22 protein-coding genes are annotated in these 18,315 nt (G+C 50.8%); 4 read left to right on the plus strand and 18 right to left on the minus strand.

Features of this window, described 5'->3' with window-relative positions; all coding sequences use genetic code 11:
• Positions 1–22: 22 nt before the first annotated feature.
• The 4 genes from DWV57_RS03095 to DWV57_RS03110 form a co-directional block, all read right to left on the minus strand.
• Positions 23–298 carry a hypothetical protein gene (locus DWV57_RS03095; RefSeq protein ID WP_120019893.1) on the minus strand — a complete coding sequence of 92 codons (276 nt, stop codon included), beginning with the start codon at positions 296–298 and terminating at the stop codon, positions 23–25.
• A 94-nt stretch (positions 299–392) separates the two neighbouring features.
• A complete protein-coding gene (locus DWV57_RS03100) occupies positions 393–2,171 on the minus strand; it encodes an HK97 family phage prohead protease (RefSeq protein ID WP_120019894.1) in 1,779 nt (592 codons plus the stop codon).
• Positions 2,158–3,432 carry a phage portal protein gene (locus tag DWV57_RS03105; protein WP_120019895.1) on the minus strand — a complete coding sequence of 425 codons (1,275 nt, stop codon included), beginning with the start codon at positions 3,430–3,432 and terminating at the stop codon, positions 2,158–2,160. Before DWV57_RS03105 ends, DWV57_RS03100 begins: the two co-directional genes overlap by 14 nt.
• 11 nt (positions 3,433–3,443) lie before the next feature.
• The gene (locus DWV57_RS03110) at positions 3,444–4,091 is read right to left on the minus strand and encodes a hypothetical protein (protein WP_120019896.1); all 648 of its coding nucleotides are present in this window, start codon (positions 4,089–4,091) and stop codon (positions 3,444–3,446) included.
• Positions 4,092–4,221: 130 nt separating this feature from the next.
• On the opposite strand from DWV57_RS03110, the gene DWV57_RS03115 reads away from it, so the two are divergent.
• The 3 genes from DWV57_RS03115 to DWV57_RS03120 are packed head-to-tail and all read left to right on the plus strand — an operon-like array spanning position 4,222 to position 6,268.
• A complete protein-coding gene (locus DWV57_RS03115; RefSeq protein WP_120019897.1) occupies positions 4,222–5,274 on the plus strand; it encodes a hypothetical protein in 1,053 nt (350 codons plus the stop codon).
• Between the two features lie 47 nt (positions 5,275–5,321).
• Positions 5,322–5,903, plus strand: coding sequence for a hypothetical protein (locus DWV57_RS14315; RefSeq protein ID WP_133303627.1), 582 nt, complete (start codon positions 5,322–5,324; stop codon positions 5,901–5,903).
• Between the two features lie 11 nt (positions 5,904–5,914).
• Positions 5,915–6,268 carry a hypothetical protein gene (locus DWV57_RS03120; RefSeq protein ID WP_120019898.1) on the plus strand — a complete coding sequence of 118 codons (354 nt, stop codon included), beginning with the start codon at positions 5,915–5,917 and terminating at the stop codon, positions 6,266–6,268.
• On the opposite strand, the gene DWV57_RS03125 is transcribed toward DWV57_RS03120, so the two are convergent.
• Genes DWV57_RS03125 through DWV57_RS03150 form a run of 6 tightly spaced genes read right to left on the minus strand, consistent with a single transcriptional unit; the run spans position 6,269 to position 11,606 of the window.
• Entirely contained in the window at positions 6,269–8,014 is a 1,746-nt protein-coding gene (locus tag DWV57_RS03125; protein WP_120019899.1) for a terminase TerL endonuclease subunit, read from the minus strand.
• Between the two features lie 22 nt (positions 8,015–8,036).
• The gene (locus DWV57_RS14400) at positions 8,037–8,204 is read right to left on the minus strand and encodes a hypothetical protein (protein ID WP_165853649.1); all 168 of its coding nucleotides are present in this window, start codon (positions 8,202–8,204) and stop codon (positions 8,037–8,039) included.
• Positions 8,205–8,223: 19 nt separating this feature from the next.
• Positions 8,224–10,686 carry a hypothetical protein gene (locus DWV57_RS14405; RefSeq protein ID WP_165853650.1) on the minus strand — a complete coding sequence of 821 codons (2,463 nt, stop codon included), beginning with the start codon at positions 10,684–10,686 and terminating at the stop codon, positions 8,224–8,226.
• Position 10,687: 1 nt separating this feature from the next.
• On the minus strand, positions 10,688–10,990 hold the full coding sequence (locus DWV57_RS03140) for a hypothetical protein (protein WP_120019901.1): 303 nt from the start codon (positions 10,988–10,990) through the stop codon (positions 10,688–10,690).
• Entirely contained in the window at positions 10,978–11,331 is a 354-nt protein-coding gene (locus DWV57_RS03145) for a hypothetical protein (RefSeq protein ID WP_120019902.1), read from the minus strand. The genes DWV57_RS03140 and DWV57_RS03145 overlap by 13 nt, the downstream gene beginning before the upstream one ends.
• A gap of 11 nt (positions 11,332–11,342) precedes the next feature.
• Positions 11,343–11,606, minus strand: a complete 264-nt coding sequence (locus DWV57_RS03150) for a DUF6275 family protein (protein WP_120019903.1) — start codon at positions 11,604–11,606, stop codon at positions 11,343–11,345.
• A gap of 201 nt (positions 11,607–11,807) precedes the next feature.
• On the opposite strand from DWV57_RS03150, the gene DWV57_RS14410 reads away from it, so the two are divergent.
• Entirely contained in the window at positions 11,808–12,098 is a 291-nt protein-coding gene (locus DWV57_RS14410; protein WP_165853651.1) for a hypothetical protein, read from the plus strand.
• Positions 12,099–12,476: 378 nt separating this feature from the next.
• On the opposite strand, the gene DWV57_RS03160 is transcribed toward DWV57_RS14410, so the two are convergent.
• The 8 genes from DWV57_RS03160 to DWV57_RS14320 all read right to left on the minus strand — a co-directional run bounded on the left by DWV57_RS03160 (position 12,477) and on the right by DWV57_RS14320 (position 18,129).
• Positions 12,477–12,818 (minus strand): hypothetical protein, encoded by a 342-nt coding sequence (locus DWV57_RS03160; RefSeq protein WP_120019905.1) that lies wholly within the window; start codon positions 12,816–12,818, stop codon positions 12,477–12,479.
• Positions 12,815–13,006, minus strand: coding sequence for a hypothetical protein (locus tag DWV57_RS03165; RefSeq protein ID WP_120019906.1), 192 nt, complete (start codon positions 13,004–13,006; stop codon positions 12,815–12,817). The genes DWV57_RS03160 and DWV57_RS03165 overlap by 4 nt, the downstream gene beginning before the upstream one ends.
• Positions 12,996–13,346: a hypothetical protein gene (locus DWV57_RS03170; protein ID WP_120019907.1), complete on the minus strand. Its 351-nt coding sequence runs from the start codon at positions 13,344–13,346 to the stop codon at positions 12,996–12,998. The genes DWV57_RS03165 and DWV57_RS03170 overlap by 11 nt, the downstream gene beginning before the upstream one ends.
• Positions 13,347–13,688: 342 nt before the next feature.
• The gene (locus tag DWV57_RS03175; RefSeq protein WP_243112291.1) at positions 13,689–13,958 is read right to left on the minus strand and encodes a hypothetical protein; all 270 of its coding nucleotides are present in this window, start codon (positions 13,956–13,958) and stop codon (positions 13,689–13,691) included.
• A gap of 22 nt (positions 13,959–13,980) precedes the next feature.
• Complete coding sequence (locus DWV57_RS03180) at positions 13,981–16,755, minus strand: helix-turn-helix domain-containing protein (RefSeq protein ID WP_120019909.1); 2,775 nt, start codon at positions 16,753–16,755, stop codon at positions 13,981–13,983.
• Between the two features lie 11 nt (positions 16,756–16,766).
• Positions 16,767–17,318 carry a hypothetical protein gene (locus DWV57_RS03185; RefSeq protein WP_120019910.1) on the minus strand — a complete coding sequence of 184 codons (552 nt, stop codon included), beginning with the start codon at positions 17,316–17,318 and terminating at the stop codon, positions 16,767–16,769.
• Positions 17,260–17,580, minus strand: coding sequence for a hypothetical protein (locus tag DWV57_RS03190; RefSeq protein ID WP_097775582.1), 321 nt, complete (start codon positions 17,578–17,580; stop codon positions 17,260–17,262). Before DWV57_RS03190 ends, DWV57_RS03185 begins: the two co-directional genes overlap by 59 nt.
• 174 nt (positions 17,581–17,754) lie before the next feature.
• On the minus strand, positions 17,755–18,129 hold the full coding sequence (locus tag DWV57_RS14320) for a hypothetical protein (protein WP_133303628.1): 375 nt from the start codon (positions 18,127–18,129) through the stop codon (positions 17,755–17,757).
• Positions 18,130–18,315 lie beyond the last annotated feature (186 nt).

The raw sequence follows: 18,315 nt of genomic DNA on the forward strand, positions 1-18,315 counted from the left end.
CACTCCATTTTGAATTTTCTGCTTACTTTTCGGCAGAAGCCGCCCATGCCTGGGTCTTCACGGTCTCGCCGGTCACAACAGTGATCACGCCGGTCGCACCAAAGGCCACAGGCACCAGATAGTTTGCGCCCTCCACGATCACCAGACGGCCCTTCTTGAAGGCATCCTCGATCTCTTCCTTGGTCACAGTCTCCTTGAAAGTGGCGTCAGCGTACAGCTTGTGGTCCGCGGTCTTGCCGTAGGCCATGTAGTTTGCAACGTGCAGGTCCTTGCCCTGCTCATAGAGCTTGTTCAGCATTTTCTATCATCCTTTCCTTTGAAAAAGGCTCCCTCATTGAGGGAGCTGGCGAACAGCGCCGCCGTCAGGCGGACTGTGAGACTGAAGGAGTCTCTCATGCCGCCCACTCGATGGCCATAGCGCTGTAGGGGCTGGTCAGTGCGCCGGAGCAGCGGGTCTCGATCAGGTACTTCTGTGCGTTGAAGTCGATGTCAAAGTCATCGAACATGCTCACGGCACCGCCCTTGTCCGCGCCCACGGTATAGTCGGCCAGGTTCACGATCACAGCAGCCAGATCACCGCCCTTGGCACCCTTGCGGCCTTCCATTTCGGGAATGGTCACGATCTTGGCAACACGCAGCTTGCGGGCCAGTGCGGCCTCGTCCGTATACAGCTGGCGGCCCATGCCGTCTTCCAGCAGCAGCATCTCGGTCAGGGCATCCTCGGTGGTAAACATAGTCGGGGTGCCGCTGCCACGGTAGTCCTTGCGGGCACGGATGGCCTGCTTGATAAAGGCCTTGTACTTGTCCTCCACGGTGGAAAGGCCGGTGGTCTTCACCTGCACCTTGATGGTAAACAGGTCGGCGTCGTTGAACACCGGACGGATGCAGTTCTCATCGATCTTGTCACGGCTTGCTGCCATGCGGCCGTCACCCAGAATGTAGGCCAGTGCCAGCTCACGGTTCAGCTTGTAGCGCATCTCGTTATGCAGCCATGCCACCACGTCAAAGCTGGTAATGTCCACCACATCGTCGCGATCCAGCTCCTGCTTCTTGTACACCGTGGTCGGGCCAGTGGAGCGGCGCAGCAGGCCGAACACCTCTTCCGTCTTGTAGTTGCCCTTCAGGTAGCCCTTGGCACGTGCATCGTCCTCGGTCAGGTCGGCGAACAGGCTCTTGAAGCGGCTGAACGGGATGTGCTTCACGCCGCCCATCACCACGCTCACCCAGTCGTCGGGCTTGTCAATGATGCGGGGCGGGGTGTCCAGCAGGTGATCTTCCGGGAACAGCCAGTCGATGTTGTCAATGCCGTGACACAGAGCGTTCACCTCGCTGTCCTCAATGCCGGCGTTTGCAAAAGCAGCCTTCATGGTGCCGCAGGTCTTGGCGGTCTTCACCACCTTGTTGATCTCGTCAATGCTGTGCTTCAGCACGGTGCCCTTCGTGTCCTTCTCAAATACGTTCTGCTTCACGGTTTCTTCCTCCTCATTGTCAGTCTCTTCGCCGTCACGCTCTTCCAGGGCCATGCCCATCAGTGCATGGCAGCACTCCTGCTGTTCGGGTGTCATGCTGTTGTACACCTCTTTCAGCGTCTTGCCATCCTTCTGTTCGTCCGCCATCTCGGCTTCCTCCTGTGTTGCTTCGTCGGTCGCTGCATCGCCGCTGTGTACAAGGTCGTCCAGCGGTTCACCGTCCGGGTCCAGTCCGTGGGCAATGCTCAGGCCGCCGTCTGTGTAGATGAATGCTTCGCCGCCCTCGTAGTCCTCGTCGGCACTGTGCTTCACCACCTCGTCGATCAGCGCACCCGGGTTGCAGCCTGCCAGCACAAGGCTCACTTCCTGAATAATGCCGTGCTGGACCGTGTTGCCCGTCTTCTTGATGCAGTTTGCATAGATGGAAAAAGCGTTCAGGTCGCCATTTTCCACGCAGGCCTTCGCGGTCCGGCCGGTATCCGTATCGTTGAACTTTGCGTAGCAATACATGCCCCCGGGCCGGTTCTCCAGCAGGCAGTGGCCAAGGACGTTTTCCAGGTTGTCATGGTCATGGTTGTACACCATGGTCACAACTTTACCGTCGCATTCCTGGAACGCATTCGGTGCAATGGTCAGGCCATCATAGCACCTGGTCTTAGCCTTCGTGGCCCAGCCGCTGCAGTCATAATCAAACTTCGCCATTTTGATTTGCCATACTCCTTTCTACGGCTTCCTTTCCAGCCGTGATCGTTTTGTTTCTCTCAGCAATCTCCGCGTCGGATTGCGAAATGTTGCTGTTCCGCAGTTCGTCCGCCTTCGGGTCCTTCGAGGGCTTCATTCCCAGCAGCTGCCGGAACTCATTGCTTGTCAGGATCTCGTTGCGGGTAAACTTGTCCGCCATCTCGGCAACGGCACTCACCGGTGCCAGCTTGAACGGGTCGCGGAAGTACATCATACTCTCGCGGCCTTCCTTCCGGTCCTCCTCAGTCAAAAACTTTCGCTTCAGCTCGTCCACGGCTGCTGCCACAAGGGGTTCAATGGTACGGTTCTCATAGTTCGTCATCACCGCATCGCTTGCTGTACCGTTCATGATCTCCGGGGTAATGCCTAACTGGCTGTATGCCATGTTGGTCAGGTATTCCACGGTTTTCAGGAGGTTATTTTCAAGGCTGCGGTTCAGCTGTGTAATGTGTTCCGAACCATCGGTGTAGGCAATGCCGTATTTAGAACCGGTCAACTGCCGTTCGATCTCGGCTCTCCGGTCGTCCGCTCTCTTTTTCTGGATGTCGTTGCGCACTACGTATGGCAGCTGGATAATAAGATCCAGTTTTTCAGATCCCAGCTGGTCATCCACCACGTCCATCAGGTTCAGCTTGCGGATCAGACGCTGGATGGTGCCGTTCGGTTCGTTCATCACGGCGTAGAACGGGTTCTCGATCAGGGCCACTTCTGCTTTCGGCAGGGTGATCTCCTCTTTCTGCCCGGTCTGGTCGTTGTACACTTCCAGCCGCACATCATCGGGGTACCATTCCTTCACCTTCGCCACACGCATGGAAAGGATCTTTTCTTTGCCGGTCTCTTCGTCCACATCCACGTCCACCGGCACCAGCGCCGCCACGCCATCGTCCAGTACAGAGAGGAACATGTCATACCGCAGCGCCCTGCCGGTCTGGTCCTTGTTGCCGGAAAGGTTCAGACAGCAATTAAGGCCCGAATCAACGGTTTCGTCGTAGCGTCCGTTTTCATCGAGCCTTACGTGGTTTATTGTGATGCCCGCTGCGTCCATGGCAATGCGGGTATAAATGGCGGTCATGATCGTGCGGTCATTCGCACGGTTCAGCCGTACCCGGTCAGGCCGGTAGCTGCTCCCTCCGCCATAGTAGTTCTTCCCGGGAGGATCCCGGTTCGTAAAGGCGTTCCACGCCCGTTTCAGGCGGGAGCCAATCGTTGCTTCACTTCTCATAGATGCCTTTCTTATTCTGAGTGAACATTCATCGTGCTCATACGATTCTGGATTTTCTTTGAGGCAATAAGATTTTTTCCGATTTTTGCCACAGCGTTGTAGTTGTTGTACAATGTGCTTATGGTTCCTAATGCTGATGCGGCCGTTCCGGCTGTCGCAAGCATCTTTTTAACATTGCTCGGAGTAGCAATCAGTGATTCATACTGCTTTTCTTTTTGCAACCGGTTAATTTTAGCATTAAGTTCTTCATCGCTCAGCACTCGAACACTCTTTTTCTCATGCGCTCGCGTATAGTCTGAATGTGCATGAGTTTTAGGAGTCGAACTCCGCTCTTTTCCTGCCTCTTCCATAAGTTCAGCAGCTTTTTGTTTGCCTGCAGCAACAAATGGCTCTAACTTGCCAGACTTTGCCAAGTGATACCCACCATACGTTCCCAATGCAGCAACCGCTAACGCTGCGCCGATTTTCAACGCCCTTTTTTGTTTGTCTGAAAGCCCAACTCTCTTTTGTGACTTTTCATCTGTTCCTTCAGCGTTACTCCCTACATATCGGCTTCGTCCTGCCGCAGTCAGAGTCCCATCTTTATTTTGATATCGACGCACGCCCCATTTCATGCCCTTGATGCCCCAATGGTAGAGTTCATCGTTATAACCGTGCATATAATCACCTCCTCTCTAATAAGAAATCCTCTATTGAAAGCGATTTTATTGCTTCTTTTTTCGACTGCTCCTTGCAAATATAGATTATCTGCTGTATGATAGATTCACAAACTACGAGGAGGCTGTCATTATGGCCAGTAACGAGCTGCTTTCTACAAAAGACCTCAACTGCGAAATCGTTCCAAGCGATATCCCGTTTGACTTTAGTGATAAGACACGGTTCCGAAAAGTTGAGTTTCCAGAGCAAACTGGAGTTACCGCCAATTCTTTGCTTCAACTTCTTCCCCCAGCCATTGTTTCAGATACCGCTTCCAAAACCTACATTTTGAAATTTCCAGAAGGTGTCCAGGGAGCGCTCTTGCATCTTCGCAACGGCGGCTATGCCACGACTGTGGTTGATGCTAGTTCGCATTTTAGTGGAACCGCATCCTTGCATCCAATCAATCCAGCATCTGTTGCCCTATTTAATGCCTTTAGCATTGCTTCTTTCGCAACCGGGCAATACTTTCTCTCCGATATTTCGTCCAAAATGTCGGAAATCAACCGAAAACTAGACGATGTCCTTAGTTTTTTAGAGGACTCCAAGCGCACAGAACTTCTTTCCGAGCTAACATTTGTGAAATATGCCGTTGGAAATTATTCCACAATCATGTTAAGCGAGCCCCAGCGCATAGCTACTCTAACGAATATCCAGCGTTCCAAGATTCGAGCGATTGCAGATATCGACTTTTACACAACCGAACTAGAGCACCGGGTCAATGCAAAAGATGCTAAAAAGAATCAGGAGCCTGTTCTAATTGCAAAACAGAACCTTGACTTGGCATCGCAACTCTATGCAATCAGCTCTATCATGGAAGTTTATTATGCACAAAACTGGAATGCCGCTTATCTGGAAAGTATTCGTGCAGAGGCAGACCTATTGCTGGGACACACGAAAAACAAAATTTCCGATGCCATTAGCCCTTACGCAAAGGATATCCGAGAAGCACATAAACCAAAATTTCGCCAAAAAGCTCCTGACCCCTTTACCGAGTCTGAAAAGAATATTCTAAAGATATCTGATAGCCTGACAAATCAGGTGCTGAATCCACTGGTTACGGTAATCAAAAATGCACTAAATGATCCTATGAAACCCTCCGAGTTATATTTGACTCGGAACGGATTTATGTACCAGAAAATTTAATCACTGTGAATGGCAATGTCACGACCTGCATAGAAAGGATTTTTCAAATGGTCATCACTTGCCCTGGTTGCAATAAAAAACTTGCTATACCCGACACAAATCCATCTCATGTAAGATGCCAGTACTGTAAAACATCATTTGCAATCGAGTATTCCGAACCGGTAAAAATTACAGATGTCCGTGTTCCTCTACCGTTAAAGGCCAACCGTTTTTGGAAAAAGCACAAACGCAAAATAATCGCCGGTACTGCCGTAGTTGCTGCTGCGATAGCTGGCGGCATAATCGTGTGCAATAAGCGCAAAAATTCTACAGTTGATTCTGGCGTTGATTTTGACCTTCTTCCCTCAAAAGCCCCTGAACCTCCAATGGAGCTCCCCGATTCTTCCAATGTTACCGCCGACCCGTGTGCAACGAATAGCGATGATGAACTTCCCGAAGAAGATGGTATCGATTTATCCGCCTTGGAATATCTTTCGTTTCTTGTGGATAATTGCTACAATTGCGGTGGCTCTTTGGCCGGTGGAGAATATGTAGCGCCATGGGAAGATGGCAGCAATGAGTACGGTTATTGGATTTGCCCACACTGCGGTGCTCCAAATGAAGATTGGAACAGCGCAGATGATGACTAAGGAGAATCTTCATGTATTTCGTTCTCGGCATGATGCGATCAACGGTTCTATATTTCGGGTTGGTCTCGGTCATTAAGGCTTCGTCGTTTGAAGCTCTTTTACTGTATTTGGCTGCAGTTCTCGTCCATACTGTGTTCTGTAAGCTCACAAAAGATGACCGATCCACAGGTGAAATTGTTTTCAGCATTTTGGGTCATGATACCGTTGCGCCCTTTCTCGGTGTAAAAACGCTTGCCGAATTTCTTCTGCGCAAGTATGTTTTCAACCGGCACGAACCTCACGCCGCTCTTTTTCTGTCCCAAAATATTACTGAGGCAGTATGGGGAACTCTTCTCACGATATACCTTGTAACAGCGGTGCTCTAATCACTCAAACGCATCCCGGTTCTGCTTCCACGCAATGTAAGCATCCATCATAGCTGCCACAGCATCGATCTTCTGGTCCTGCCGCTGCTTGTAAAGCTTCCGGTTGCCGTTGGTGTCCACCAGTGCAACGCAGTTGCCCATTGCAAACTCCATCAGCTTTTCGTCAAACAGCAACTTCCGCTGTTCGCTCAGCTTTTTCAGCTCGCCCAGCGGCACGCTCTCTGTCCTCGCACCCTGAATCACCTTCGTAATGCCAAAGGTGCCATTCTCCTGCCCCCAGCGCTCCACGAATTCCTGCGCGTTGTAGGGGTCGTAGCCAAACGCCCGCACGTCGTACTGGTTCTGCTGCACGAAGTTATCAAGGTCTTCATACACCTGCATCATGTCCAGCACCGTGCCGTCAAATACGAATAATGTCCCCTCTTTCATGAACTCTTCGTACTGGTTTCTTCGGCTCACGGGCAGTTGGCTCAGGGTGTAGCTGGTAATGTAGTCCCTTGTCTTTACCCCAAAATATCCGCTTGAAAGCGGAAACAAAAACGTAAACGCACAAAAATCATCGCCCATGCTCAGGTCTGCGCCCATGGCGCACGGCATCTGCCAGTAGCTTCTCGGTCGGTGGCAAAGGGTCTCTTCATACGGAAAAAAGTATGTATACCCCTCCATCGGCAGATTGAAGCGCTTTGCAAGGATGTCGTTCCGGGCACTGGGCGATTTTTCGGCTCGTTCCACGTCCAGCTGATAGGTCTCGTAGCTCACGGTCTTGCCCAGGTTCGGATTTGCCTTCAGCCACATCTCCGGTCGGCCCACTTCCTCAATGCTGTCCAGCTTGTAGTACCAGATGGAAACGTGTGGATTGATGTACTCCCCCTTCAGGATGCTCAGCAGCTCCATTTTGATGTCGTCGCCGCATCCGTTGCGCACCGTGCCCTCGCTGCTTGCCGCAACGATCAGGTAGTTCTCGTTTTTCGCCGCGCCCTGCTCAATGGCACCAATGGGGTCTTCTCGGATGTCGCAGCTTAGCCATTCGTCCACGGTAGCCACCGTGTCGCGCCTGCCCTGCAGCTTTTCAATGGTCATGGGGCGCACTTCCAAAAGGCTGTTGGTCACAAAGTTCTCAATGCCTTTCTTCGTGCTTGCCATCTTCACACGGTCTGCTTTCGCGCCGGTGGTGTTCTGCAGGCTGCCATCGGTCATGAACTTCAGCACCGGCCCCTTTGCCCGTGCCAACGCGGTGCGGAAGGGTGCCAGCACTTCCTCGGCCTGCTTCATGGTAGGCGCTGTTGTCAGCTGCTGGGTGGTGTTCGTGTTGGCGGTCATAAAGTACGCCTGCAAAAATTCCAGGTACATGGTCTTTGCGGCCGAACGTGTGATGATAAGATACTGCTTCGTCACCAGCCGCTTCTTTATGCGCTTGGTCTCGTAGTGCCCGCCTGCCCCGTGGGGGTTCGGCATATACACACTCCGCTCCACAAAGTAGTACCAGCCAAAGATCTGTTCTGCCCACAGCTTAAAGCTGTCCAGCATCTTCACATCGCCGCCGTCGGTCAGGGTCAGCTCGTCCTCACAGAACGCGATAAAGCCGTTGATGGCCTTATCGTCATAGTAGATGCCCGGGTTTGCAATCAGGTCGTCGATCCGGTTCATCTCCATGCTGATCTCTCTGCAAACGGGGATCTCCCCGCGCATCACGGCCTCCCGGAACCGGCCGTAGTAGATCGGCGTCGCCGTGTTCGAGAGTGCCATTTTGATTTTTCAGCTCCTGTTTTTATTTCTCAGTCTCTACTGCGTTGGCCTTTTCGGTCAGCATCTCGGTCAGTTCTGCGTACTGTTCATCGGTCAGCTTGTTGGCAGCATAGAAGATATCCAGCTTCTTTGCCATACCGGCGGTCTGGCCGCGCTCGATCATGCGTTTGCAGGTGTTATAAAGTGCCATAGTAGTCCTTCCTTTCTGTTCATGCGGTTGTTTCATCATCGGTCACGCCCAGCTCCAAAAGAGTTAGGCGGTAGTCCTGGTCAAGGTTCAAAGCGTCTGCGTCGGCCAGAGCGGATTGAGTGGATGCTAACTGCTCTGAAACTTCCGTCAGCGTCATGTATCGGTAGCCCACAAGCGTGCCGGAATATTCGCTGGCCGTTACGGTGCCGTCGCTGGCAAAAGTGACTGTGGCACCGCCTGCGGTCGCATACTTGCTGCCTTTCACGACGCGGGCAACAGCTTCCACGGTGTTCTTGTAGTCACTAGAGCTGCTTGCATTCCACCGCTCCTTGATCTCGATATAATCGATGTCATGGTCTTTAGCGGATGTGCCGTCGCCCTCAGTCCAGACGATGCAGGGAGTGGCGGCGGTGCCATACTTATAGCCCTGAATGCAGGTGCTGCCGATATCGGCACTGAGGACGGTTATTTTGATCTTGCGGTCGCTGGCGGTGTATTTGAAAGTAGCACCAGTTGAGCAGATCGCGGATATCGCCTTGTTCTCTCCAGCTTTAAAGCTTAAATCCTTATCAGGAGAAAACTGGAGCACATACGGAGAATTAAAATTCTTCGGAGTGATGCGGATGAAATCCATACCTTCAGGAATGGTGGCTTCACAGCTTATGGTGTTATTCCAGCCCCAATTGCCTGCAGAGATTTGCGTGACAAAGGCCAGACGTTCGGTCGGCGCGCCAGCTTTTGCGACCTGCGCCTGAATCTCTGCCAGCATGGCATCCACGGCTTCTTTGGCCGCAACGGCCTGCCACGTCCCATCCCCGCGCAAAAATTTACCCTGTGCACCGGCTGCGGGTGCAGGCACAAGGCCCTCTTTGCCAGCCGCGCTGGCAGTGGCGGCGGTCATCTTGGCGTAAGTGTGGTCAGTAAAAACAGCGTTGGCCGGTACATCCTTGCCCAGCGAGTGAGTGCAGGCCACCGGCTTGCCACCGCTGATATATACCGGTTTCGTCGCACTGCCCGCGGTTGCGGTATCGAGTTTGACGGCACTGTTGGCCGAGCCGCCCGCAGAACCGGAACCGGCATAGTTGTGGGTGTGGCTCTTGGCCGCAAACACAGAGCCTGCCTTGCTCTTGATGTAGGTCCACAGCGCACTCATGGGCCGACGGTGGCAGGTGGTCGTTGTGCTTCCGCCGCCGGCATATTGGGATACATAGTAATCTGCATCCTGCGGGGTGGCGCTGCCCGTACTCAGCGTGTTGATCATCGTGTTCAGGTCATCGGCGGTCTTGTTTGCTTTGTCAGTCAGCTTTTCATCCACCTGCGTGCGGGTGTAGTAGTCGCTCATGTTTACCGTCACCATGCTGTCACGCCAGGCATTGGTGTCGCGGTCCCATACCCAGATGCTGTCCGTGGTGCCCACCACAGCCCACCAGCCGTTTTCACCCACGGGCACCGCAGCAGTCAGGGCGTCTGAGGTCTCATACCAGCCCTGCGCGCCCAGCGTAATGGTGCGCACCTGCTCGAAATATTCCTTTATGGCCTGCAGGTATTCACCGGATTTTGTTTCGCTGCCCTTCGCATTGGATGCGCTTGTGCCCGCATTGGTCTCGCTGGTCTTGGCAGCGCTTGCCGCACCTGTGGCAGTGCTGGCCGAGCTGGATGCTGTCTGGGCATCTTTTTTTGCGGCTGCTGCACTGGCAGCAGCTGCGGTTTTGCTGGTATTGGCATCATCTCGCGCCGCTTCGGCTTTCTTTGCGTTGGCCTTAGCACTGGCGGCGCTGGTACCCGCATTGGTCTCGCTGGTCTTTGCTGCGCTTGCGCTGGTGCTGGCATTCGTTTCACTCGTCTTTGCGACCTTCGCACTGGCCACGGAGTTTGTCTCCGAGGTCTTTGCCGCACTGGCCGAACTGGCAGCAGTTGTTTCGCTGGTCTTTGCTGCCTTTGCACTGGCGGCAGCGGCATTCACAAAGGTCTGTCCGTATGCCTCCACTTCCGCCTTCAGCGTCGCCATAAAGTCCCGGATCTCAGAAATGTCAGTTTTTGTGTCTACCACCAAGCCTTCCAGGCATTTTGCCTTGCCAAGCGTCGTGTGGAACGCACAGTTCACCATTCCGCCAGTGGTAATAAGGCCCACCACAATAAAGAACACATCGCCCTGATACGCTACAGCATCCGCCGCCACAATCCAGTCAAACACCACCGCATTGCCTTCAGTGTGTTTGCTCGTCACCGTGTAATAGTTTTTGTCACCGTTTGCATTCTGGTAGTTGATGCGCAGGTCAAACTTCGACATATCGTATCCGCGCCATGTTTTGTTCATTCTAAATCGGATGCGGTTCGCGTCTTTATCTCCCTCAACGCCCAGCACCACACCCCGCTCCGGAATGGCAATTATGCGCAGGTCTTCGTCGATCACAAAGTCGCAGGTGCTGTCCTCAGCACTCGTATCCGCCAGCTCGGCAAACTGCTTGTCCAAATCTATCATGTCACTTCACCTGCTCGATCAGTACCTTGCTTGTCACCATTCGGGCTTTGCCGTTCTGGCCCGCAAGGTACACCTTAAAGCTTTTTCCGTCAGTCACCTCATCCGGCACATTACACTCGCCTTCTGCGCCCACAGGCACTGCATGTTCGTCGTTGAACACAGCAATTTTCTTGGCGGCGAGCCACTCCGGATCACTCAGCTCAAAGCGGCAGCGCAGATAGCCCTTGCTTCCAGCCGTAATACCCGCAAAGTCGCCGTGTTTGGCAAGCTGCTGCCCCGTCACAGCAAAAATCAGTCTGCGCATTTCTCGTCCTCCTTGTCGCACTCTGCATACAGCCGCCATTCCAGTTCACTGATAAGGTTTTTCGTTGCTTCCATCGTGCTGGAACTCTGCGGCGGGTCAAACAGCATCTTCACCTTCAGCGCCGTATAGCTCTTTACAGCTTCAATGTCCGCCCTGTTCTGACAAAACTCGCTCCATGTTGCCGTTGCATCGCTGATGTTAAAGCCTTCTTTTGGCCCAACACCCATTTGCCGCAGGATCATCAGCACACTGTTGATGTGCATGATAAGGTCCGCATCAAACGCCGTATACTCCTCGGTCAGCCCGAGGAGCTTCTTTACCGAGGTCAGGATACTGTCCATTTCTCATCACCTCAGTCCGCAATGCACTGGTTGTCCCACTTCTTGTAGACGTCCAGATAGGTCTCGCCATTGTCACCGTTGTGGGTGATCTCGTAGTACATCCCATCAGATACGGTGGTGCTCACCAGCGCCTTCCAGTTCTGCAGCGTCTTACTGAACCACACGATGAACACATCCTCCAGCGTCAGCTTTTTGCCGTCGGTCACGTCCACATGAGCGTTAAAATAGTCCACCACCAGCTGCTTTGCGCGGTTCATCATAGCTTCGTTGGTCATTTTGTTTCTCCTCCTGCTTTACTCAGATTTTGGATATACAGAACTTTTTCGCGACATTTTTCAATCGTCCTTTTATTTCTGTACGTATTTCTCGTCTTTATCCATTTTATTTCTTGATATAAAGTAAGTTTTCTGATATAATTACGCCATCAAACTTCAGCCAATCCGCTCACATTCGGATATGTTTATAAGGAGCGCATTATGAATCCCTTCACCGAAAAATCCGACGAAGAACTTCAGTCCTATTTTGCCGACTACGAGCAGTTGCGCTCGTTCAACCGCGATCGTCCTCTTTCTGACCCAGAGTTCGCCAGACTTCTCTCAGACTATAAAAACAAGTGCGGTCCCATAGGCGAAATGGTTCTCGGTCAGTATCTCTTTGAAGAGATCTTTCACCGCTGGGAGAAAACTTTAATTGACTTTTTCCATGGGCAGGTGTCGCCCGGTCGTCTTTCGGCAAATGCAGGCTTTAGGATCGTATCATCTCCATAGTGGATGGCCTTGTGGGTCCGATCACTCACGCAGATCACGTTTTCCGGGTCCAGCAGTGCGTCCGAGTGCTGAAGCACGTCCTCTTTCATCAGCGGATTCAGATGGTGGATAATAATGCGCGGCCGAATGGGTTTGCCGTTTTGTATCACCCAATCCGTGATCTCGTGGTCGGAACATCCCAAATCGCACCCCGCATCCCGCACAATGATCCTGTCCCGGAACTGCCGCCACTCTCTTGACTGGTAAAAACTCTGATTTAGCCACCGGTCAAAGCCAAAAGTATCAAATCCAACTTTGCCATGGAGCTGCAAATAATGGAAGCGGTCTTCAAAGGTCGCATGCTGGCAAAGCTCAGAGTATGTCTTCCTGGGCATATGCTTAGTACCCCACGCACCAGCAGATCATGGCAAATGCCGTGCAGATCATAGAGAGGCAAATCACCTTACCATGTAGGTTCTCAAGACCTTCCATTTCGTCATGGTAAGCGCATACAAATGTAAAAATCAGCGTACACCAACATCCGAATCCGCCGATTCGCTTATCAACAATTTGTGGAAGCCCGACTGCGATAGCCGTCAAAAGCGACAGAATACTCGGAGGCAAATACCACCAGTACCGCTTGCTTGTTGGTCGTTCTCGGTCTGTGAACAAGCATGCAAGCATGATCCACGGCATCGCCGCCATCAGCCAGAAGCAGATTTCTTCAAATGCTGTCATCATAAAAATCCTTTCTTCTGCAACATGTCATCTGCAAGCAGTATCGGTGTCCATGCAACTGCTCCCGTCAAAAGCACTGTCTTCCATTCGCACAGGATATTGCGCTTTACCAGAAAAATCGCTGCCGCAAAGCAGATAAAAAACAGAATTGTCAGGACGACTCCGGCCGCATAAGAGCTTTTAAAACTCATAGTCGGCATCATCACCTTCGTCCACGCCATTGTACTTTGCCATAGCTTTCAGCACATTTGCGTACATTTCTTTGGTGTCCTTTGCGTTTTCCAGTGTCTCGGTCTTTGCCCGGAGCAGTTTGTTTTCTTCTTCCAGTTTTTTCTTTTCAAGGTCCGCTTTCATGGTAGCCAGCTTCAGGAAGTGCGTTGTTTCTGCACTGGAAGCCGTCCCTTCGCGCAGCCTTCTTTCCACCAGTTGCATGGTCAGGTTTATCATGTACTGTTCCTGTGCTTCCGGGCTTGTTGCAGGCCGGGCCGAAGCCACAGCCGCTTCTCCCGGTGTGTTCTTCTTCGGTCTCATTCAAAGGCCCTCTTTCTTTGTTGTCTAAAATTCAGTTTTTGCAAAGGCTCATGGGTGTGGTGGCAGTGCTTTTCATTTGAAGGGAGAAAGCGAACATTCCGTATAAAGGAGAACAACACAGAATGCCCCGATGCCGATGGAGGTCGAACGTCATGAACTCAGAAAGCTCTTAGGAGGCGCGCACCCCATAAGCCCTTGCAAAAACTGCCGAAACCTCAGTCTACACCCCAAGGCCTCGGCAGCATGTTTAAAGCCCAAATATCAATTTTCCCTCCGGGGAAATATCAAAGACCGGCGCGATTTGAGAGGGGGGTGTCGATTTTGAGACCCCTCCCTATGGCCTTAAGCACTTTGTGCATAGCCAGTATCGTCCTTAATCTCGATCTTGAGCTTCTTATAGATGTTAGCTGGATCGTTTGCCACGATTTTATTGATTGCTTTCTCAATTTCGTAGGCATTTTCATTGTCTGTGAACTGAGAAGAGGTCTGTGCCAGCCGCATAAGCAGGCCAGACGAGTTATAGCCGTGATCCATGTCATACTGATACCACTGCTCGAACTGCTCATACGGATTGTAGGGATTATCGAACGTGGTCAGAAAGCATCGAACCATAATTCAAAGCCTCTCTTTCCTGTTATCGCTTTCCAAGTGCATCATAAACGGTGGATTCAGGAACGCCACACGCCTGTGCAATCTCTTTATAAGTGTAACCGCTTCGCAACATCGCTCTCGCTTTGGACAACTTGGCCGAAGACAACGAAGCCGTGGTTTTGGGCATTGCACGTTTCACGATTTCATCCGAATCAGAAGAATTCAGGAACTTTGACAGCATGTTGTCGGAAATTGCGCCAGCCTGAATAGCTTCCCATTCTCTGTCGCTAAACCTGACTTTGGACTTTTGCCCACTTGCGCCGACCTTATCGCGAGCGCGCTGCATTTCAACAGAAGAAATCTTCTTGATTTCTTTCTTGTCCTCGGTGTTTTGCGGGTCTAAACCCAGTTCCTGAATTTTGGCCTTGATGTTGGCATTGGCAATCAGCATTGCCTTGCGCTCCTTAGGTTTATTGGCCAGCATTGTGGTGTACTTGTCTTTCAGTGACATAACTTCCGCAGCATATGTCTTGGCTGCCTCAGGATCACGCTGGATGCCCTTCATGTTGACCGCCTCTTTGCGGGCCTGTGCTGCCATAGCTTTGAGCTTATTAGAGAAGTCTGCGTACAAGTTCTCCTGGATAGTGCCAGAAGAGAGGGTTCTTGCGTCCTTTGTCTCGGAAATCAGACTTACGGTATCCTCGGCAATACGCTCTTTCTTGGTCTTCGGATCGATGAAGGCACGCCCGCTCTCCTTATAAATGAGTTCACCAGTCTCTTTATCCACGCGCACGCTACCACGACGCTCAGGCACACGGATGGTCTGCTTGCGACGAGACAGGAGCGTAGATGCACCACCATAATGCGTAGTGCCATCCTCATCCACACGGATCTGCCACTTTTCCTTCAGTTCCTGGATGCCATTTTCTTTCTCAGAGCGTTTGTAGTCCAGCTTGTGCTTCTCCGCATCGATGACGACCATCGAATGCTTGACCGCACGAGCCAGTTCTTTTTCGTCGGCACCGCGAAGAGTCATGTCCGTGATGAGGTTCGAGATTACCCCCATTTCACGCTGCTTCTCTTCTTTTTTCATGAGACGCACGTTGTTGGGGTTACCTTCAGGAACAGCATATGCCGTCTTCGGATCAAAGTCTTTCAAATCATCCAAAGGACGAGTAGACTTAATTGGCACTTTGGAGGTGACAGGAATAGCCATAACGGTATCGCCGTCAAAGTCTGCGCCGGACAGACGCTCTGCCACCTTGGCGTTGATACCAATAGCATCCTGAATCTGTCCGAGATTGCGCTTGCCGCTGACATTTTTGTTGTTGACAGTAACAACCGGAATCTCAAAGGTGCCGGCATGAGGATAGCGAATCAGTGCAAGCTGTGTGCCGTTCTCATAGGTCGGACAGTAAGCTTCTGTTTCCTTAATTCGGTTGATGGGCAGAATGACTTTCGTTGATTGTCCCGGAAATGCCGATGCTTTCAGCGTCATGGACGTACCTTCACAGGTATCGGCAAAGTCGTTCAGCAGCTTCTTTTTAACAGTAGGATTATCGTAGTGCATGATTTCATCATACTGCGCCTGATAATCCGCAATTGTAAGCTTCAGCTGATTTTCAATAAGCTTTTTCGGCTGTTTGGATAGGAACTGCGAAGATACATTTCGGGACATTGTATCCCAATCGCCTTCCTCTTTCAGCTTGTTAATAGGAGAAAGATGCTCCTTTCCATCAGAACCGATGTATGTACTCTGGCCATTGGCTTTGATGGCTGCTCCAAACGGATTGTCCGGATTAGCTTTCGCTTCCTTCAGGACCTTCATTTTGGGCGTGCCGGAAGGCTTGTTAGTGTTAAACATGATGTCCACACCATCGGGAAGATCATCAGAGTAGACCGCCATGCCTTTCAGATAGTGGTCACCATCGACAAGGATACGAACCTGCGCATAATGACTCTTGCCAAGGTCAAGATCGGGCACGCCACGGCGAATTTCCATGACACCATCTTTGTCCAGACCACCTTCATCGCCATACCGGATGGCAACACGGCTTGAATCCAGACTTGCAGGACGCTGAAGCTTCTTGAACGTATCACCACCGTCGTCAGAATGATAATCACCGAGCGAATCAATCTGATCCTGATGCTGATAAGCATACTTCTGGTCGAATTCAGGCTTAGCCAACACCGTAATGTTAGTCTGCTGACGGATGTTGGTCGGCTGACGGATACCTACGCCATAACGTTTGTAACCGTATTCCGCTTCCAACGTATACGCAGCGTCGTCAAGCTCTGATTGTGACACGCCCATTACAAGATTGGCACCTTCGGAAATATCGATCATGCCTTTCTTGTCCACTTCTTTTTTCAACGTGTCAGCAATATTCTCTGCACGCTGCGCTTTTTTATCAGCAGTGCCTGCATATTTTGAGCGCACACTGGACTCGCTCATACCAAGCTTTTCACCGATGGCTTTCCAGCCGAGACCCTGTTCCTTTAAAGCAGCGATTTTCTCATACTCAGATGCCTTGCGCTCATGGATTGCTTTACGTCGAGCCACTCGAAATTCGGTAAGACCGAGCTGGTACTCCTTGGGAAGAGTGCTATTGATTTGATCTAAAATTTCATTTTCGGACATGCCCTTCTTCTTGAGCGTTTCCACACGAGACAGAAAGTCACCAGAGTGCTGATAAGGATTATCACCGGAACCCCAAGGATAGCGGCCGGAATGGCACTTTGTGCCGTAATGCTCCAAAATATCAGAGTCGGAACTCGTGCCGTAGTAGTTTTTAAGGTCTTTCTCAATTGGATTCATAACGCTGCTCCTTATCTCAGATCTGCAATGATTTTGTCAAATTCTTTAATCTTTTCGATGATGGGATCAATGATATCTGCCGTCGGTGTCTCGATGAGAACATCATCATTTTGGTAAATGCGATTTTCGATAAGAATATCTTTCGGCTTGACATGATACTCCATGCAGAACAGCGCATCATAAATAAAGAGCTGCTCTATATGTGCTGGAACAGCTCCTGTTTTAAGATCATGAATACGAAGAAAATTATCTTTGTCGTTAAATGCAATGGCATCTGCAGTACCAAAACAGTTTTCGCTGTAAAACAAAACCTGCTCGGGGTCCATGCGGAAACCAATTGCATCGTTGACATATGCGTTGAGGGTTTTCTTGCTCTTCGGGAGCTTTTGCTTCAGGTTAATGCACTCTGCAGCAAAAGCATGAAGCCGAGTGCCTTTCTCCTTTGCTTGACAGCTCATGAAAGCATCCACCAGGCGTTGAGTATCATAGTTCAGCCAATGATACTTACTTGCGCCCAGAAAGGCGTGCTGCCCCACGAGCCTGGAATGATCGTTCCATTGCATTGAGAACTTCCTCCTTGTTCTCAGGATAAATGAAAGCGGCAAAGCTCATCTCATTCATCTGACGGACATAATAATCCTGATTCGGACGATGAGGTGCATTTGCTGAGCGCTTGCCTTCGAGTGCTGCCCAAGTGGAACCATACAAAACCAAAAGATCGGGATGCCCCTGCACCTCGTTCGGGTCAAGATGGACCACTACACAGCCGGGAAAGCGTTCTTTCAGTTCTTTCGTCAATCCCTGTTTGAATTTGTTTTCGAGCATGATAAAAACCTCCAAAATAAAAGAAATAGTGCGTTCAAGACGCGTTCTATTCCCCCCATAAAAGGGCATGTTTTTATCGCGTCAGTTTTTGCTAATTTTTGCAAGATTTTATTATTTTCGGGCAAAAGAAAAGCCCCTGCGTTGTTAGCGCAGAGGCAGATCTTATTTGCTGTATCAGTCGTACCACTCAGGTTCTGGTTCAAGGTCATCGTCTGGATAGCTTGCTTCCTCTGTCGGAGATGACAAAAGATCTATGTCGTTATCATCGATATGATCTCCGCATTTCGGGCACAGCCATTCATCATCATGATGTACCATCTGGCAATGACAGTTCCAACACCAATGTTCGCCTGTTGATTCATCATAGCCGGGAGTATGGAGAACACGGTAGTCAAACGATCCGTCTGGATGCTTCACCCATAGCACTGGTAGCCCAAGTTCCAATGTAGTGTAGATCCAAACTTCATCGCCATTCGGAAGAACATCTCGTCCTTCAAAAGAGTAATCGTGCTCACGCCAATTTTTTGCAAGCGCATCCATATAGTTCATATTTTTCACCTCGCACTTCATTAAAGGGCAGTACGTCTATTTAATGCAGTTCTATATTACACTGTCAGGGGATATAGTTCAAGGTTAAAATATTGTAACATTTTCCGGCTCGATAAGACGTTAAACTTTCGCCGTGGCCAAAAAACCGTTTTTCATCCTTAATTACTATATATAAAATTTTAAAAT

The sequence above is a fragment of the Faecalibacterium sp. AF10-46 genome (assembly GCF_003604105.1).
Lineage (GTDB): Bacteria > Bacillota > Clostridia > Oscillospirales > Ruminococcaceae > Faecalibacterium > Faecalibacterium taiwanense.

What these genes read in the sequence shown, in the direction of transcription:
- DWV57_RS03095 (WP_120019893.1), bottom strand. Translation starts at nt 298, where the DNA reads ATGCTGAACAAGCTCTATGAGCAGGGCAAGGACCTGCACGTTGCAAAC.
- DWV57_RS03185 (WP_120019910.1), bottom strand. Translation starts at nt 17,318, where the DNA reads ATGCAATGGAACGATCATTCCAGGCTCGTGGGGCAGCACGCCTTTCTG.
- DWV57_RS03160 (WP_120019905.1), bottom strand. Translation starts at nt 12,818, where the DNA reads ATGATGACAGCATTTGAAGAAATCTGCTTCTGGCTGATGGCGGCGATG.
- DWV57_RS03115 (WP_120019897.1), top strand. Translation starts at nt 4,222, where the DNA reads ATGGCCAGTAACGAGCTGCTTTCTACAAAAGACCTCAACTGCGAAATC.
- DWV57_RS03180 (WP_120019909.1), bottom strand. Translation starts at nt 16,755, where the DNA reads ATGAATCCAATTGAGAAAGACCTTAAAAACTACTACGGCACGAGTTCC.
- DWV57_RS03165 (WP_120019906.1), bottom strand. Translation starts at nt 13,006, where the DNA reads ATGAGTTTTAAAAGCTCTTATGCGGCCGGAGTCGTCCTGACAATTCTG.
- DWV57_RS03100 (WP_120019894.1), bottom strand. Translation starts at nt 2,171, where the DNA reads ATGGCGAAGTTTGATTATGACTGCAGCGGCTGGGCCACGAAGGCTAAG.
- DWV57_RS03175 (WP_243112291.1), bottom strand. Translation starts at nt 13,958, where the DNA reads ATGGTTCGATGCTTTCTGACCACGTTCGATAATCCCTACAATCCGTAT.
- DWV57_RS03125 (WP_120019899.1), bottom strand. Translation starts at nt 8,014, where the DNA reads ATGGCACTCTCGAACACGGCGACGCCGATCTACTACGGCCGGTTCCGG.
- DWV57_RS14400 (WP_165853649.1), bottom strand. Translation starts at nt 8,204, where the DNA reads ATGGCACTTTATAACACCTGCAAACGCATGATCGAGCGCGGCCAGACC.
- DWV57_RS03145 (WP_120019902.1), bottom strand. Translation starts at nt 11,331, where the DNA reads ATGGACAGTATCCTGACCTCGGTAAAGAAGCTCCTCGGGCTGACCGAG.
- DWV57_RS14405 (WP_165853650.1), bottom strand. Translation starts at nt 10,686, where the DNA reads ATGATAGATTTGGACAAGCAGTTTGCCGAGCTGGCGGATACGAGTGCT.
- DWV57_RS03140 (WP_120019901.1), bottom strand. Translation starts at nt 10,990, where the DNA reads ATGCGCAGACTGATTTTTGCTGTGACGGGGCAGCAGCTTGCCAAACAC.
- DWV57_RS03120 (WP_120019898.1), top strand. Translation starts at nt 5,915, where the DNA reads ATGTATTTCGTTCTCGGCATGATGCGATCAACGGTTCTATATTTCGGG.
- DWV57_RS03190 (WP_097775582.1), bottom strand. Translation starts at nt 17,580, where the DNA reads ATGCTCGAAAACAAATTCAAACAGGGATTGACGAAAGAACTGAAAGAA.
- DWV57_RS14315 (WP_133303627.1), top strand. Translation starts at nt 5,322, where the DNA reads ATGGTCATCACTTGCCCTGGTTGCAATAAAAAACTTGCTATACCCGAC.
- DWV57_RS03170 (WP_120019907.1), bottom strand. Translation starts at nt 13,346, where the DNA reads ATGAGACCGAAGAAGAACACACCGGGAGAAGCGGCTGTGGCTTCGGCC.
- DWV57_RS14320 (WP_133303628.1), bottom strand. Translation starts at nt 18,129, where the DNA reads ATGAACTATATGGATGCGCTTGCAAAAAATTGGCGTGAGCACGATTAC.
- DWV57_RS03105 (WP_120019895.1), bottom strand. Translation starts at nt 3,432, where the DNA reads ATGAGAAGTGAAGCAACGATTGGCTCCCGCCTGAAACGGGCGTGGAAC.
- DWV57_RS03150 (WP_120019903.1), bottom strand. Translation starts at nt 11,606, where the DNA reads ATGACCAACGAAGCTATGATGAACCGCGCAAAGCAGCTGGTGGTGGAC.
- DWV57_RS03110 (WP_120019896.1), bottom strand. Translation starts at nt 4,091, where the DNA reads ATGCACGGTTATAACGATGAACTCTACCATTGGGGCATCAAGGGCATG.
- DWV57_RS14410 (WP_165853651.1), top strand. Translation starts at nt 11,808, where the DNA reads ATGAATCCCTTCACCGAAAAATCCGACGAAGAACTTCAGTCCTATTTT.